A 13,500-nucleotide genomic window follows, 5' to 3' on the forward strand; every position below is an offset into this window, starting at 1 on the left:
GCGCGGGCGGATGGCGTGGAGGGTCGCATGACGCGGGCGGATCGCGTGGAGGGCCGCATGGCGTGGCCGGATCGCGTGGGAGGTCGTAGGAAGCCTGCTGGGTGGAAGGTTCTGGTTGGCCTGGCCGGCTTGCTGCTCTTGGCCGGCGGGTGCACCGCGGTGAGTGAGATCGGCCCGGAAACGGCCGCCGGGCCGGGCTGCGGCGCCGCGACCGCCACGCTTAAGACCGAGGACGTCACCCCGCTGGACCCGCGCCCCACGCCGAAGCTGCCGGCCACCGTCGACTCCGCGGACGGCCGCGAGGTCACCGTCACCAGTGCCGACCGGATCCTCGCCGTCAACCTCTACGGCTCGCTCGCCGAGCTTGTCTTCAGCCTCGGCCTCGGCGACCGGGTGATCGGCCGCGACACCTCGACCACCTTCCCGGCCGCCGCCGGGCTGCCCCTGGTCACCCCGCAGGGCCATGACCTGTCCGCCGAGGCGATGCTCGACCTCAACCCGACCGTGCTGATCGCCGACGCGAGCATCGGCCCGCCCAAGGTCCTCGACCAGGTGCGCGCGGCCGGCATCCCGGTCGTCATCGTCGACGACGAGCAGACCCTGCAGGCCGTGCCCCGGCACGTCCGGGCCGTGGCCGCCGCGCTCGGCGTGCCCGAGGCGGGGGAGCGGCTCGTCACCCGCGTCCAGTCCGAGATCGACACCGCCCGCGCGTCGGCCCCGAAGTCCGGCACGGCACCGCGGATCGCCTTCCTCTACGTTCGCGGCACCGCCGGGGTCTTCCTGATCGGCGGCAGGGGCGCCGGCTCCGACGCGATGATCGAGGCGATCGGCGCGGTCGACGCGGGCAGCGCCATCGGCCTGAAGAAGTTCCGCCCGCTCACCAGCGAGGGACTGATCAACGCCGCGCCGGAGGTGATCCTGGTGATGACCGAGGGCCTCACCTCCGTCGGCGGTGTGGACGGGCTGCTCAAGCTCCCCGGGGTCGCGCAGACACCGGCGGGGGCCAACCGGCGGATCGTCGACATGGACGACGGCATTCTGCTCAACTTCGGCGGCCGCACCGGCCAGGCGGTCGCCGCGCTCGCTGAGGCGGTGTACGGCCCGTGCCGATGACCCGCGCCGACCGGCCGGAGCCCGGCGCCGATCTCGCCAACGGGGCGGGGCCTGGTGTCGAGGCCGTCGACGGGCCTGAGTCCGGCGCTGATCTCGCTGACGGGGCGGGGCCTGGTGTCGAGGCCGTCGGCGGGCCGGAGCCCAGCGCTGATCTCGCCGACGGGGCGGTGCCTGGTGTCGAGGCCGTCGGCGGGCCTGAGCCCGGCGCTGCTCTCGTCTGCGGGCCGGAGTCCGGCGCCGATCTCGCCGGGCGGGCGGAGCGCGCGGCGGAGCCGGAGCCCGGCGCCGGGCCGGAGCGCCGCGCCGGCCCGGGGCCACGTTGGCTGATCGCCGGCCTCGCGGCGGGGCTCGCCGTGCTCTGCCTGGTTGCCGCCGGGTCCGGGCAGGTGCCGGTCTCACCGGCTGAGGTCATCGGGTCCCTGCTGCACCGGCTCGGTCTCGACCTCGGGCCGATGCCGGCCGCCGCGCAGGGTGACAACGCGCTCTGGCTGGTCCGATTCCCGAGGGTGATGCTCGCCGTGGTCGTCGGTGCGGCCCTGGGCTGCGCGGGTGCGCTGATGCAAGGCGTCTTCGGCAACCCGCTGGCCGAGCCCGGCGTGGTCGGCGTCGCCGCGGGCGCCGCGGTCGGTGCGGCCGCGGCGATCGTCGGTGGCGTCACCATCTTCGGCACCTGGACGATCGCCGCCGCGGCGTTCGTCGGCGGCCTGCTCACGACCTTCGCCGTGTATGCGATGGCCCGCTCCGGTGGCCGCACCGAGGTCGTCACGCTGGTCCTGACCGGCGTCGCCGTGAACGCCACCGCCGGCGCGCTGCTCGGCCTGCTGATGTTCCTCACCGACGACGACGGCGTCCGGGCGATCGCGTTCTGGCAACTCGGCAGCCTCGCCCAGGCCACCTGGGGCGCCGTCGCGGTCGCCGCCCCGGCCGCGGCGGCCGGCCTCGGCGTCGCGGCGGTCTGCGCGCGCCGGCTCGACCTGCTGGCCCTGGGCGAGGCGCCGGCCCGGCACCTCGGGGTGGACACCGAGCGGCTGCGCGTCACCGCCATCGTCGCGACCGCCCTGCTCACCGCGTCGGCGGTCGCGTTCACCGGCATCATCAGTTTCGTCGGGCTGGTCGTGCCGCACCTGATCCGGATGGTCGCCGGGCCCGGCCATCGGATCCTGGTGCCCGCCAGCGCGCTGGGTGGCGCCGTCGTCGTGGTCACCGGCGACCTCATCGCCCGTACCGCGATCGACTATCAGGAACTGCCGCTCGGTGTGCTCACCGCGGTGGTCGGCGGGCCGGCCTTCTTCTGGCTGCTGCGCCGCACCCGGGCGCGGGCCGGAGGCTGGGGGTGAGCCTGGCGGCGCACGGCGTCAGCGTCGACCTCGGTGGCCGTACCGTGGTCGACGATGTTGATTTTCGGGTCGACGGCGGCGAAGTCGTGGTCCTGGCCGGGCCGAACGGCGCCGGGAAGTCGACCTTGCTCGCCGCGCTCGCGGGCGACGTGCGGCCCCGGGCCGGGGAGGTCCTGCTCGACGGCCGGGTCCTGGGCGGCTACCGGCCGGCCGATCTCGCCCGGCGCCGGGCGGTGCTGCCGCAGCGGAGCACGCTGTCGTTCCCGTTCACCGTCCGGGACGTGGTGCGGATGGGCCGGGCGCCGTGGCGCGGGCGGCCGGAGAGCGCGGCGGACGACGAGATCGTGGCCGAGGCGATGCGCCGCACCGGGACGGCGGCGTTCGGCGCCCGGCCGTTCCCGGCGCTGTCCGGCGGCGAGCAGGCCCGGACCGCCCTCGCCCGGATCCTCGCCCAGCGCAGCCCGGTGCTGTTGCTCGACGAGCCCACCGCCGCGCTGGACCTGCGCCACCAGGAACTCGTCCTGACGACGATGCGCGAACGGGCCGCGGCGGGTGACGCGGTCGTCGTGGTGCTGCACGATCTCGGGCTGGCCGCCGCCCACGCCGACCGGGTCTACCTGCTCGCCCGCGGCCGGGTGCGCGGCCACGGCCCACCCGCGGAGGTGTTCACCGAGGCCCTGCTCAGCGACGTCTACCAGCACGAGGTGGAGGTCATCGGCCACCCGAGGACGGGCGTTCCGCTGGTGCTACCCCGGCGTGCCGAGGCTCGCTGAGCCGTACGCGGCCTCCGCCGGCGCGAGCGGCGCCGGGACCTCCAGCGCGGGCCACCGGGTCGCCGACCCGGCGATCAGCCGGTCGACGGCGCCGGCTTCCAGCGGCCGGGCGAAGTGGTAGCCCTGGCCGCTCTGGCAGCCGAGCAGGGTGAGCTCGGTGAGCTGCGCGGCGTCCTCGATGCCCTCGGCGACGGTCTCCAGGTGCAGGACCTGGGCCAGCCGGACCATGGCCTCGGCGACCGCGGAGGCGCTGCCGGTGCCGTTCAGTTCGGCGACGAAGCACCGGTCGATCTTCAGGATGTCGACCGGGAGCCGGGTGAGGTACTTCAGCGAGGAGTAGCCGGTGCCGAAGTCGTCGAGGGCGATCCGGATGCCCTCGGCGCGCAGCGCGGTGAGCACCGGAATCGCCGATTCGTCGCGGACCAGCGCGGTCTCGGTGATTTCGAGGACGAGGTCGTCGGGGTGGAATCCGGTGCGCCGCAGGATGGTGAGGACCTCGGTGACCAGGTCCGGGCGTTCGAGCTGGTGCGGCGAGAGGTTGACGCTGAGTTTGAGGCGCCGCCCGGCCGGCACCCGCGTCTGCCAGTCGAGCACCTGGTGGGAGGCGTGTTCGAGGGCCCACGCGCCGAGCTCGCTGATGGTGCCGGTCTGCTCGGCCAGGGGGATGAACTCCGCGGGCGGCAGCAGCCCTCTGGCCGGATGCTGCCAGCGCAGGAGGGCCTCGAAGCCGATCAGGTCGCCGCCGTCGAGGGCGACGATCGGCTGGTAGTGCAGGCGCAGTTCGCCGTTGCCGACGGCTTGGCGCAGTTCGTCGTCGAGGGCCACGGCGTCGACGGCGGGGTCGCGCATGCCGTCGACGTAGAGCTGGTAGCTGTGGGTGTGGCGCCGTTTGGCGCTGTACATGGCGATGTCGGCGTGGTGGAGCAGTTCGTCGGCGTCGGTGTGGTCGGGTGCGGCGACCGCGATGCCGATGCTGGCCCGGGCGAAGAGTTCCTGGTCGCCGACGGTCACCGGGTGGTCCATCTCGGCGAGGATCCGCTTCGCGACGGTGACGGCGTCGTCGCTGGAGGAGACCCCGGTCAGCACGATGCCGAACTCGTCGCCGCCGAGCCGGCCGACGACGTCGGAGCCGAGCACGCTGCGGCGCAGCATCGCGGCGACGGCGATGATCAGGGCGTCGCCGGCCTGGTGGCCGTGGGTGTCGTTGACCTGTTTGAAGCCGTCCAGGTCGACGAAGAGCACCGCCGGGGTGCGGGCCGACGCGGCGTCGGTGAAACTGTCCTGCAGTCCGCGCAGGAACGCGGCCCGGTTGGACAGCCCGGTGAGCAGGTCGTGGTTGGCGTCGTGGATGAGGCGTTCCTGGATGGCGCGGCGCTCGGTGACGTCGCGGTAGGTGGCGACGAGCCCGTCGACGGCGGGATTGTCGAGCAGGTTGCGGAGGGTGACCTCCATCCAGCGCAGGTCGCCGTTGGCGTGCCACAGCCGCAGTTCGACGCGGTGCTCGCCGCCGGGGTCGGCGAGGGACCGCTCGAAGACCCGGGCGGCGTCGATGTGGTCGTCGGTGTGGAGCCAGCGCTGGTATTCGGCGGCCATGAACTCGTCGGGCCGCAGCCCGGTGAGATGCTCGATGGCGGGGCTCACGTACCGGGTCTTCCCGGCGCGGTCGACGATGCTGACCACGTCCGAGGAGTCCTGCACCAGGGCGCGGAAGCGCTCCTCCCGGCTGCGGACCTCCGCCTCCGCGTGCTCGATCTTCTCCGCCGAGATGCCGAGCGCCCGGATCAGCAGGACGCCGATCTGCGCGCCGAGCAACCCGGCGACCTGCGCCACCGTCTGGGTCGGCAGATGGCTGTACACCCAGCCGAGCGCGAGGCCCGTCTGACCGGCGGCGATGACGACCACCATCCAGACCACCAACGGGCGCCAGACGACCGACCCGAACGTCCGCAGGCAGTGCGTCGCGACGATGGCGAACACCATCGCCAGCAGCGGCCCCCACCCGCTGAGATAGATGACCACCCCGACGAGGCCGAACTGCAGGGCGACCACCAGGTGCAGCCTAGGCTGGGTGCCGCCGCCGGCCAGTCGTTGCTGGACCTCCGGCTGCTGGATGACGCTGCTGGTGAGCACCAGGAGAACCAGCAGCCACAGCGGTGCGGGACCGAGCAGTCCGAACTCGTGCAGGACGGCCAGCACCGGCAGGGCCAGGAGCGGCTCGAACACCCGCATGGCCGTGCTCCGCAGCCACTTCGGTGGCGTAACCATGGGCGGGTCCCCTCAGCCGGCGAGATGCGTGCGTCGACCCGCGTCACGTCGTGGGGCCTGCACCTCCCTCTTCGGCCGGGTGGCCGGATTGCTGAGACGGTGCCGGCCGGCCGGCCGCACCGCCCGCCAGGGCGGCCGCCAGCTGGTTCGACCAGGCGCGGACGACCCCGGCCCGCCGGCGGGAGTCGTCGGTGAGCACGTCGGCGAGGGCCAGGCCGCGGGCCAGATCGAGGGTGGCCTGGATGAGGCCGCGCACGGCGGGGTCGCTGTCGTCGACCCGCAGCAGCCGTACGGCGCGGCGGTGCACGCCGCGGGCGAAGTGGCGCTCCAGCGGGACCACGGCGGAGCGCAACTCGGGATCGGCGGCCGCCACGGTCCACACCTGCAGCGCGGCCCGGAACAGCTCGCCCCCGATGGCGTCGACCAGGCCGGACACCACGGCGTGCACCCGGTCGGGCCCGGCACCCCCGGGGTCGGGCAGCGCGTCGAGCAGCGCCACGCGCTCGGCGAACATGTGTTCCAGGGCGGCGATGATGAGTGCCTCGCGGGTGCGGAAGTGGTGCTGCACCGCGCCGCGGCTGATGCCGGCCTCGACCGCGATGAAGCCGACCGTCGAGACCTCCCACCCGTGGTCGGCCAGGCACCGGATGGCCGCCGCCAGCAACCGCCGGCGGGTCTCCCGGGACCGGTCCTGCTTCGGCGCGGAACCGTCAGTCATCCGTGCTCGACACCACCGCGAGCGTCGTGCCCTGGCTGACCTGTTGCCCGACGACGACCGGCAGCTCCGCCACCGTGCCGGCCGCCGGGGCGTGCACCACGTGCTCCATCTTCATCGCCTCCAGCCAGATCAGCGGCTGACCGGCCTTGACCTGCTCGCCGACGCGCACCTCGACGCGCACCACAGTGCCGGGCATCGGGGCCGCCAGCGCACCCGCCGGCAGCCGCACCGTCGGGTCGGTGAAGCGGGGCACCCGGCGCAGCTCGACCGAGCCCTGCGGGCCGTCGACGACCACGCGGTCGTCGAACCGGCCCACCGTCCAGCTCCGGCGGACGCCGTCGAGGTCGAGGACGACGCGGTCGCCGGCGGCGTCGACCAGCGAGACCCCCGGCGATCCCGCGACCTCGAGGCCGTCGCGGCCGAACCGGTAGCGCACCTCGATCTCCCGTTCGCCGGCGGCATAGCCGCGGCTGCGGTAGCCGACCGGGATGTTGCGGAATCCGCTCGCCAGGCCGGGCAGCAGCGGGCCGCGCTCGGCCGCGGCGTCCGCCAGGGCCGCGACCAGCGCGCCGAGCGCCGGCTCCAGGCCACCGCCGGCGGTCAGCGCGGCCGGCGGATGGGCGTCGTAGAAGCCGGTGTCGGCCGTGCCGGCCAGGAACTCCGGGTGCAGCAGGCTCGCGACCAGCAGGTCGCGGTTGGTGGTCACGCCGTGCACGCGCGAACGGCGCAGGGCGCCGGCGAGTTGCCTCGCCGCGGCCTCGCGGGTCGGCGCGAACGAGATGACCTTGGCGAGCATGGCGTCGTAGTGGGTGCCGACGACGCTGCCGTCCTCGACGCCGGAGTCGAGGCGGATCCCGTCGGCGGCCAGGGCTCCGAAGCGGGCCGTCACGCCGGGAACGTCGAAGGTGACCACGGTGCCGGTCTGCGGCCGCCAGTCGTCGGCGGGGCTCTCGGCGTACAGGCGGGCCTCGATGGCGTGGCCGGTCATGGCCGGCTCCGGACCGCTCAGCGGGCGGCCCGCGGCGATGTCGAGCTGCAGGCCGACCAGGTCGGTGCCGGTGACGCACTCGGTGACCGGATGCTCGACCTGCAGGCGGGTGTTCATCTCGAGGAACCAGAAGTCGCCGCGGCCGTCGGCGAGGAACTCCACCGTCCCGGCCCCGCGGTAGCCGACTGCGGCCGCGGCGGCGCGGCCCGCGGCGAGCAGGCGCTCACGCAGGTCACCGCCCGATTCCGGGTGGCTCAGCCGGTCGACCAGCGGCGACGGCGCCTCCTCGATGACCTTCTGATGGCGGCGCTGCAGCGAGCACTCGCGCTCGCCCAGCGCCCAGACCGTGCCGTGGGCGTCGGCCAGGATCTGCACCTCGACGTGATGCCCGGACTCCAGGTAGCGCTCGCAGAACACGGTCGGATCGCCGAACGCGGCGGCGGCCTCGCGCTCGGCGGACGCCACGGCCGCCGGCAGCCCGGCGAGCGTGCGGACGATCCGCATGCCCCGCCCGCCGCCGCCGAACGACGCCTTGACCAGCACGGGCAGGTCGGCCTCGGTGATGGCGGCCGGGTCGAGCAGGCCGAGCACGGGCACCCCGGCCGCGGCCATCATGGCCTTGGCGCCGACCTTGGAACCCATCGCCTCGATCGCCGCCGGGCCGGGACCGATCCAGGTCAACCCCGCATCCTGTACGGCCTGAGCGAAGCCGGCGTGCTCGGCGAGGAAGCCGTAGCCGGGGTGGATCGCGTCGGCACCGGCCCGCAGCGCCGCCGCGATGACGAGGTCGCCGCGCAGGTAGGTCTCGGCCGGCGTGGCGCCGGGCAGGCGCACCGCGCTGTCGGCCTCCCGCACGTGCGGGCTGCCGGCGTCGGCGTCGGAGAAGACGGCCACGGTGGCCAGGCCGCGCCGGCGGCAGGTGGCGAAGATCCGGCGGGCGATCTCACCGCGGTTGGCGACCAGCACGGCGGTGATCGGGGGCGGGTTCATTCGAGTCCTCACATCCGGAAGACGCCGAAGGCGTCGGTGCCTTGGACCGGGGCGGTGTGGATCGCGGAGAGGGCGACGCCGAGGACGTCGCGGGTGTCCCGCGGGTCGATGATGCCGTCGTCGTAGACGAGCCCGGACAGCACCGCCGGCAGCGCCTCCGCGGCGATCTGCTGTTCGATCGCGTTCCGGACGATCTGCGCGCCCTCGGTGTCGAAGGGCTTGCCCTGCGCCAGCGCCGACGCCCTGGACACCAGGTAGGTGACGTCGGCGAGTTGCTGGGCACCCATCACCGCCGAGCGCGCGCTCGGCCAGCTGAACAGGAACCGGGGGTCGTAGGCGCGGCCGCACATGCCGTAGTGGCCGGCGCCGTACGAGTTGCCGATGAGCAGCGAGATGTGCGGGACCGTGGAGTTCGACACCGCGTTGATCATCATGGCGCCGTGCTTGATGATCCCGCCCTGCTCGTACTCCTTGCCGACCATGTAGCCGGTCGTGTTGTGCAGGAACAGCAGGGGAGTGTGCGACCGGTTGGCGAGCTGGATGAACTGGGTCGCCTTCTGCGACTCCTCGCTGAACAGCACGCCGCGGGCGTTGGCCAGGATGCCCACCGGATAGCCGTGCAGCTCGGCCCAGCCGGTCACCAGCGAGCCGCCGTACAGGGGTTTCCACTCGTCGAAGTCGCTGTCGTCGACGATCCGGGCGATGACCTCGCGGGGATCGAACGGCGCCTTGAGGCCGGGCGGCACGATCGACAGCAGGTCCTCGGCGGCGTATCGCGGCGGCTTCGGCGCGGCCGTCGCCGGGCCGGCCGCCTTGCGCCAGTTCAGCCGGGCGACGATCCGCCGCCCGATCCGGATGGCGTCCTGCTCGTCGACCGCGTAGTGGTCCGCGAGGCCGGACACCCGGGCGTGCATCTCGGCGCCGCCCAGCGACTCGTCGTCGGACTCCTCGCCGGTGGCGGCCTTGACCAGCGGCGGACCGGCGAGGAACACCTTCGACCGCTTCTCGATCATGACCACGTGGTCGCTCAGCCCGGGCAGGTAGGCGCCGCCGGCCGTCGAGGTGCCGAAGACCAGCGCGATCGTCGGGATCCCGGCGGCGGACAGCCGGGTGAGATTGCGGAAGACCGCACCGCCGGGGATGAAGACCTCCCGCTGGGTGGGCAGGTCCGCACCGCCGGACTCGACCAGCGCGATGACCGGGAGCCGGTTCTGCAGGGCGATCTCGTGCATCCGCAGCGTTTTGCGCAGCGACCATGGATTGCTCGCGCCGCCCTTGACCGTGGGGTCGTTGGCGATCAGCAGGCACTCCGTCCCGCTGACCACGCCGATCCCGGCGACGACGCTGCCGCCCACGGTGAACGGCGAGCCGTAGCCCGCCAGCGCGGCCAGTTCCAGGAACGGCGAATCCAGGTCGAGCAGCAGCTCGATCCGCTCGCGGGCGGTCAGCTTCGCCCGCGCGTGGTGCCGGGCGACCGCCTTGTCGCCGCCGCCGGCCACCGCCTTGGCGAACTCGCCCGCGAGCCCGTCGAGGGCGTCGAGCATCGCCCGGCGCGCGGCGCGGGCGTCCTCGGCGTCCGGTTCCAGGGTGGAGCGCAGGATGGTCACCGTTCCTCCTTGTCGGCCTTGTCGAGCAGTGCCTCGGGGATCTCCACGTTGTCGGCCTTGTCGAGCAGTGCCTCGGGGATCTCCACGTTGTCGGCCTTGGCAAGCAGTGCCTCGGGGATCTCCACGTGCCGCGACCGCAGCCACTCGCCGAGCCCTTTGGCCTGCGGGTCGAAGCGCGCGTGGTAGGCGACGCCCTGGCCCAGCAGGCCCTCGATGACGACGTTGACGGCGCGGATGGCGGGCAGCCGGGTGACCCGTACCGGCAGCGCCGCCGCCTCCGGGAGCAGGTCGCGGACGGTGTCCTCGGTGATCAGCGCGGCCAGCCAGGGGTATGCCGCGTCCTCGCGCACCCAGAGGCCCACGTTCGCGTCCCCGCCCTTGTCGCCGGAGCGCGCCCCGGCGATTGTGCCGAGCGGCAGCCGACGGGTCGGCCCGGGGCCGCGGGGCGCGGCCTCAGGGCCGGGCAGCGGGGCGAGCGGCCGGGTGAGCGGCGGCGGGTCGATCCGCTCGGTGGTCCCGTCGTGGAACACCACCTCGTGCGTGGGGACCGCCTGGGGCACGTAGCCCGCGGTGAAAACGCCGTAAGGATGGGCGCGCCCCGGCGGCGCCGTGGCGAAGAATCCGGGGTACGAGGCCAGCGCGACCTCCACGGCGGCGGCGGCGAACGCGCGGCCGGCCACCTTCTCGTCGGGGTCGCGGGCGACGACGGTCAGCAGCGCGGACGCCTGCTGCTGGGTCGGCGCGTCCGGGGTGTCGAGCCGGGCCAGCGACCAGGTGACCTCGGCCGGCTCGGTGCCTCGGGCGGCGGTGAACTGGCGGCGGAACAGCTCGGCCTTGGCCTCGATGTCGAGTCCGGTGAGCACGACCGTCATCTCGTTGCGGTAGCCGCCAATCGCCGTGCACGCGACCTTGACGTCGGGCGGCGGGGGCTCGCCGCGTACCCCGGTGATCTCCACCCGGTCCGGCCCGGCCTGCCGCAGCGACACCGTGTCGAGGCGGGTGGTGACGTCGGGCCCGGCGTAGCGCGCGTCGTCCACCTCGTACACGAGTTGGGCCGTGACCGTGCCGACGGTGACCGCCCCGCCGGTGCCGGGGTGTTTCGTGATGACGCTGGACCCGTCCCGGCGGATCTCGGCGACCGGGAAGCCGGGCCGGAGCAGGTCGTCGATCTCGGTGAAGAACGGGTAGTTACCGCCGGTGGCCTGGGTGCCGCACTCGATGACGTGGCCGGCGACCGTGGCGCCGGCGAGCGCGTCGAAGTCGGTGCGGCCCCAGCCGAAGTGCGCGATCGCCGGCCCGATGAGCAGCGAGGCGTCGGTCACCCGCCCGGTGACGACGATGTCGGCACCGGCGGCCAGCGCCCGGGCGATCCCGAAGGCGCCGAGGTAGGCGTGCGCGCCGAGGGGCGAGCCCAGCCCGAGCGTGCCGGCCCGCGCGGTCAGGTCGTCCCCGTGCACCAGCGCGATCCTGGGCTCCGGACTCAGCTCGCGGATCGCCGCCACCAGGCCGCCCGGATTGGCGCCGCCCGCGTTGGTGACGATGCGGACCCCCCGGTCCAGCGCGATCCGCAGGCAGTCCCGCAACTGGGCGAGGAACGTGCGCGCGTAGCCGGCCGCCGGGTCGGCGATCCGGTCCCGGCCGAGGATGAGCATGGTCAGCTCGGCCAGGTAGTCCCCGGTGAGCACGTCCAACTCGCCGCCGGTGAGCATTTCCCGCATCGCCGCGAGCCGGTCGCCGTAAAATCCGGAGCAGTTGCCGACGCGCAGCGTCTCGGGATCCGTGGTCCGGCTCATGGCCGTGACATTGGCACAGGCGAGAAAAACAAGCAAGCACGCTTGTTTCTGCTGGGTGCCCTTCGTTACCGTCGCCGCATGCGGCTCAACGAGGACCATCGCGCCTTCTCCGACAGCGTCCGCCGGTTCGTCGACACCGAGATCAACCCCCATGTCGACGGCTGGGAGGCGGCCGGGCGGGTGCCGCTGCACGACCTGTTTCCCAAGGCCGCGGCCCTCGGCCTGCTCGGCCTGGAATATGCGGAGGCCTACGGCGGCGAGGGCGCCGACCACAGCTTCCAGATGGTCGCCGCCGAGGCGTACGGGCGGATGCACGCCAGCGGCGTCGGCATGGCCATCGGGGTCCAGGCGATGATGGCGACGCCGTCGCTGCACGAGTTCGGGTCGCCGGAGCTGAAGGAGCGCTACCTCGCACCCGCCATCGCGGGCACCGCGGTCACCGCCGTCGCGGTCACCGAGCCGGACACCGGCTCCGACGTCGCCCGGCTGCGCACCCGCGCGGTGCGCGACGGCGACGACTGGGTCATCACCGGGCGCAAGGTCTACATCACCAACGGCGCCCAGGCCGACTGGATCTGCCTGCTCGCGCGCACCTCGGACGAGGGCGGCTACCGGGGGATGTCGCAGATCGTGGTGCCCACCGACCTGCCTGGCTTCACCGTCGCGCGCACCTTCGACAAGCTCGGCAACCGCTGCTCCGACACCGCCGAGCTGGTGCTGGAGGGCGTACGGGTGCCGGTCGCCAACACCATCGGCGAGGCGGGGCGCGGCTTCCAGCAGCAGATGCGGCAGTTCGTCACCGAGCGGATGTTCGCCGCGTACACCACCGTCGGCAGTTGCCAGTACGCGCTCGACCGCACGCGCGAGTTCGTCCGCGGCCGCACGGTCTTCGGCCGTCCGCTCGCCGAGCGGCAGTACGTCGCCTTCCGCCTCACCGAGCTGCAGGCGGAGGTGGAGTTGCTGCGCAGCCACAACCTGGTCACCTGCGAGGCGCTGATGGCCGGCGAGGACGTCACCCGGCCGGCGACGGTGGCGAAGCTCAAGGCGGGCCGGCTGATCCGCGAGGTGGCCGACCTGTGCCTGCAGTTCCACGGCGGCATGGGCTACCTCGAGGAGACGTGGACCGCCCGGCTGCTGCGCGACACCCGGCTGACCTCGATCGGCGCGGGCGCCGACGAGGTGATGCTCCAGGTCCTGGCGCGCCTGGACGGCCTGCCCGCCTGACCGACTGCCAGCCCGCCTGCCTGACCGCGCTGTCTCAGCGGATGGGAGCGCTCCCATCGTTCCGTGAGATATTGACGCACATCATTGTGTTGTCGCCCTAGTTTCTCTAACCTTCAAGCATCAAGGTCGCCGCTTCGAAGGAGATCCCATGCCCTCCCATCGTTTCTCGGCTCCGGTCTGGTCGCTCTTCCGCATCGTGGTGGGCCTGTTGTTCCTCTGCCACGGGCTGGCCTCGGTCTTCGGGCTGCTCGGCGGCAGCCGCGGCTCCGGCCAGCCGGTCGAGGTCGGCACCTGGCCGGGCTGGTACGCCGGCGTGATCCAGTTCGTCTGCGGCGCCCTGGTGCTCGCGGGCCTCGCCACCCGCCCCGCCGCGATCCTCGCCTCCGGCTCGATGGCGTACGCCTACTTCGTCGTGCACCAGCCGGAGGCCCTCATGCCGATCCAGAACGGTGGCGTCACACCGGCGCTCTACGCCTGGGCCTTCCTGGCGATCGCGGTACTCGGCGCCGGCCCGTGGTCACTCGACGCGCTGATCGCCCGTCGCCGCGGCGGCGCGCGAGCCACCGCACCCGAACGCGATCTGGCCGGCAGTCGGCGCTAGCGGAGCGGATCGCGGGTCGTCAACCGCTGGCGCGTGCCGGCGGCCGCTCCGTCCGGTCGTGCCGGTGGGTCTGTAGGCCGTGGGCCGGTGG

Annotated in this window: 10 protein-coding genes; 5 read left to right on the plus strand and 5 right to left on the minus strand. The window is 73.6% G+C overall.

Annotated features, from left to right (window positions below):
* Positions 1–159 precede the first annotated feature (159 nt).
* The 3 genes from DMB66_RS48855 to DMB66_RS48865 are packed head-to-tail and all read left to right on the plus strand — an operon-like array spanning position 160 to position 3,223.
* Entirely contained in the window at positions 160–1,113 is a 954-nt protein-coding gene (locus DMB66_RS48855; protein WP_233625382.1) for a hemin ABC transporter substrate-binding protein, read from the plus strand.
* Positions 1,110–2,450, plus strand: a complete 1,341-nt coding sequence (locus DMB66_RS48860) for an iron chelate uptake ABC transporter family permease subunit (RefSeq protein ID WP_233625383.1) — start codon at positions 1,110–1,112, stop codon at positions 2,448–2,450. Before DMB66_RS48855 ends, DMB66_RS48860 begins: the two co-directional genes overlap by 4 nt.
* Positions 2,447–3,223, plus strand: a complete 777-nt coding sequence (locus DMB66_RS48865; RefSeq protein ID WP_233625384.1) for a heme ABC transporter ATP-binding protein — start codon at positions 2,447–2,449, stop codon at positions 3,221–3,223. The genes DMB66_RS48860 and DMB66_RS48865 overlap by 4 nt, the downstream gene beginning before the upstream one ends.
* Here the strand turns inward: DMB66_RS48865 and DMB66_RS48870 are convergent.
* From DMB66_RS48870 to DMB66_RS48890, 5 genes are read right to left on the minus strand one after another with little or no spacing between them, the layout of a single operon-like run.
* Entirely contained in the window at positions 3,197–5,488 is a 2,292-nt protein-coding gene (locus tag DMB66_RS48870) for a bifunctional diguanylate cyclase/phosphodiesterase (protein ID WP_125810950.1), read from the minus strand. The two genes, DMB66_RS48865 and DMB66_RS48870, sit on opposite strands and share 27 nt — an antisense overlap.
* A 43-nt stretch (positions 5,489–5,531) precedes the next feature.
* A complete protein-coding gene (locus tag DMB66_RS48875) occupies positions 5,532–6,206 on the minus strand; it encodes a TetR/AcrR family transcriptional regulator (RefSeq protein WP_125810951.1) in 675 nt (224 codons plus the stop codon).
* Positions 6,199–8,184 carry a biotin carboxylase N-terminal domain-containing protein gene (locus DMB66_RS48880; protein ID WP_125810952.1) on the minus strand — a complete coding sequence of 662 codons (1,986 nt, stop codon included), beginning with the start codon at positions 8,182–8,184 and terminating at the stop codon, positions 6,199–6,201. The genes DMB66_RS48875 and DMB66_RS48880 overlap by 8 nt, the downstream gene beginning before the upstream one ends.
* A gap of 8 nt (positions 8,185–8,192) precedes the next feature.
* Positions 8,193–9,791, minus strand: a complete 1,599-nt coding sequence (locus tag DMB66_RS48885; RefSeq protein ID WP_370320758.1) for an acyl-CoA carboxylase subunit beta — start codon at positions 9,789–9,791, stop codon at positions 8,193–8,195.
* Positions 9,788–11,584 carry an acyclic terpene utilization AtuA family protein gene (locus tag DMB66_RS48890; RefSeq protein WP_125810953.1) on the minus strand — a complete coding sequence of 599 codons (1,797 nt, stop codon included), beginning with the start codon at positions 11,582–11,584 and terminating at the stop codon, positions 9,788–9,790. Before DMB66_RS48890 ends, DMB66_RS48885 begins: the two co-directional genes overlap by 4 nt.
* Before the next feature lie 78 nt (positions 11,585–11,662).
* On the opposite strand from DMB66_RS48890, the gene DMB66_RS48895 reads away from it, so the two are divergent.
* Complete coding sequence (locus tag DMB66_RS48895; RefSeq protein WP_125810954.1) at positions 11,663–12,808, plus strand: acyl-CoA dehydrogenase family protein; 1,146 nt, start codon at positions 11,663–11,665, stop codon at positions 12,806–12,808.
* Between the two features lie 148 nt (positions 12,809–12,956).
* Positions 12,957–13,409: a DoxX family protein gene (locus DMB66_RS48900; protein ID WP_125810955.1), complete on the plus strand. Its 453-nt coding sequence runs from the start codon at positions 12,957–12,959 to the stop codon at positions 13,407–13,409.
* Positions 13,410–13,500 lie beyond the last annotated feature (91 nt).

The sequence above is a fragment of the Actinoplanes sp. ATCC 53533 genome (assembly GCF_003947245.1).

What these genes read in the sequence shown, in the direction of transcription:
- DMB66_RS48860 (WP_233625383.1), top strand. Translation starts at nt 1,110, where the DNA reads ATGACCCGCGCCGACCGGCCGGAGCCCGGCGCCGATCTCGCCAACGGG.
- DMB66_RS48870 (WP_125810950.1), bottom strand. Translation starts at nt 5,488, where the DNA reads ATGGTTACGCCACCGAAGTGGCTGCGGAGCACGGCCATGCGGGTGTTC.
- DMB66_RS48875 (WP_125810951.1), bottom strand. Translation starts at nt 6,206, where the DNA reads ATGACTGACGGTTCCGCGCCGAAGCAGGACCGGTCCCGGGAGACCCGC.
- DMB66_RS48880 (WP_125810952.1), bottom strand. Translation starts at nt 8,184, where the DNA reads ATGAACCCGCCCCCGATCACCGCCGTGCTGGTCGCCAACCGCGGTGAG.
- DMB66_RS48890 (WP_125810953.1), bottom strand. Translation starts at nt 11,584, where the DNA reads ATGAGCCGGACCACGGATCCCGAGACGCTGCGCGTCGGCAACTGCTCC.
- DMB66_RS48895 (WP_125810954.1), top strand. Translation starts at nt 11,663, where the DNA reads ATGCGGCTCAACGAGGACCATCGCGCCTTCTCCGACAGCGTCCGCCGG.
- DMB66_RS48900 (WP_125810955.1), top strand. Translation starts at nt 12,957, where the DNA reads ATGCCCTCCCATCGTTTCTCGGCTCCGGTCTGGTCGCTCTTCCGCATC.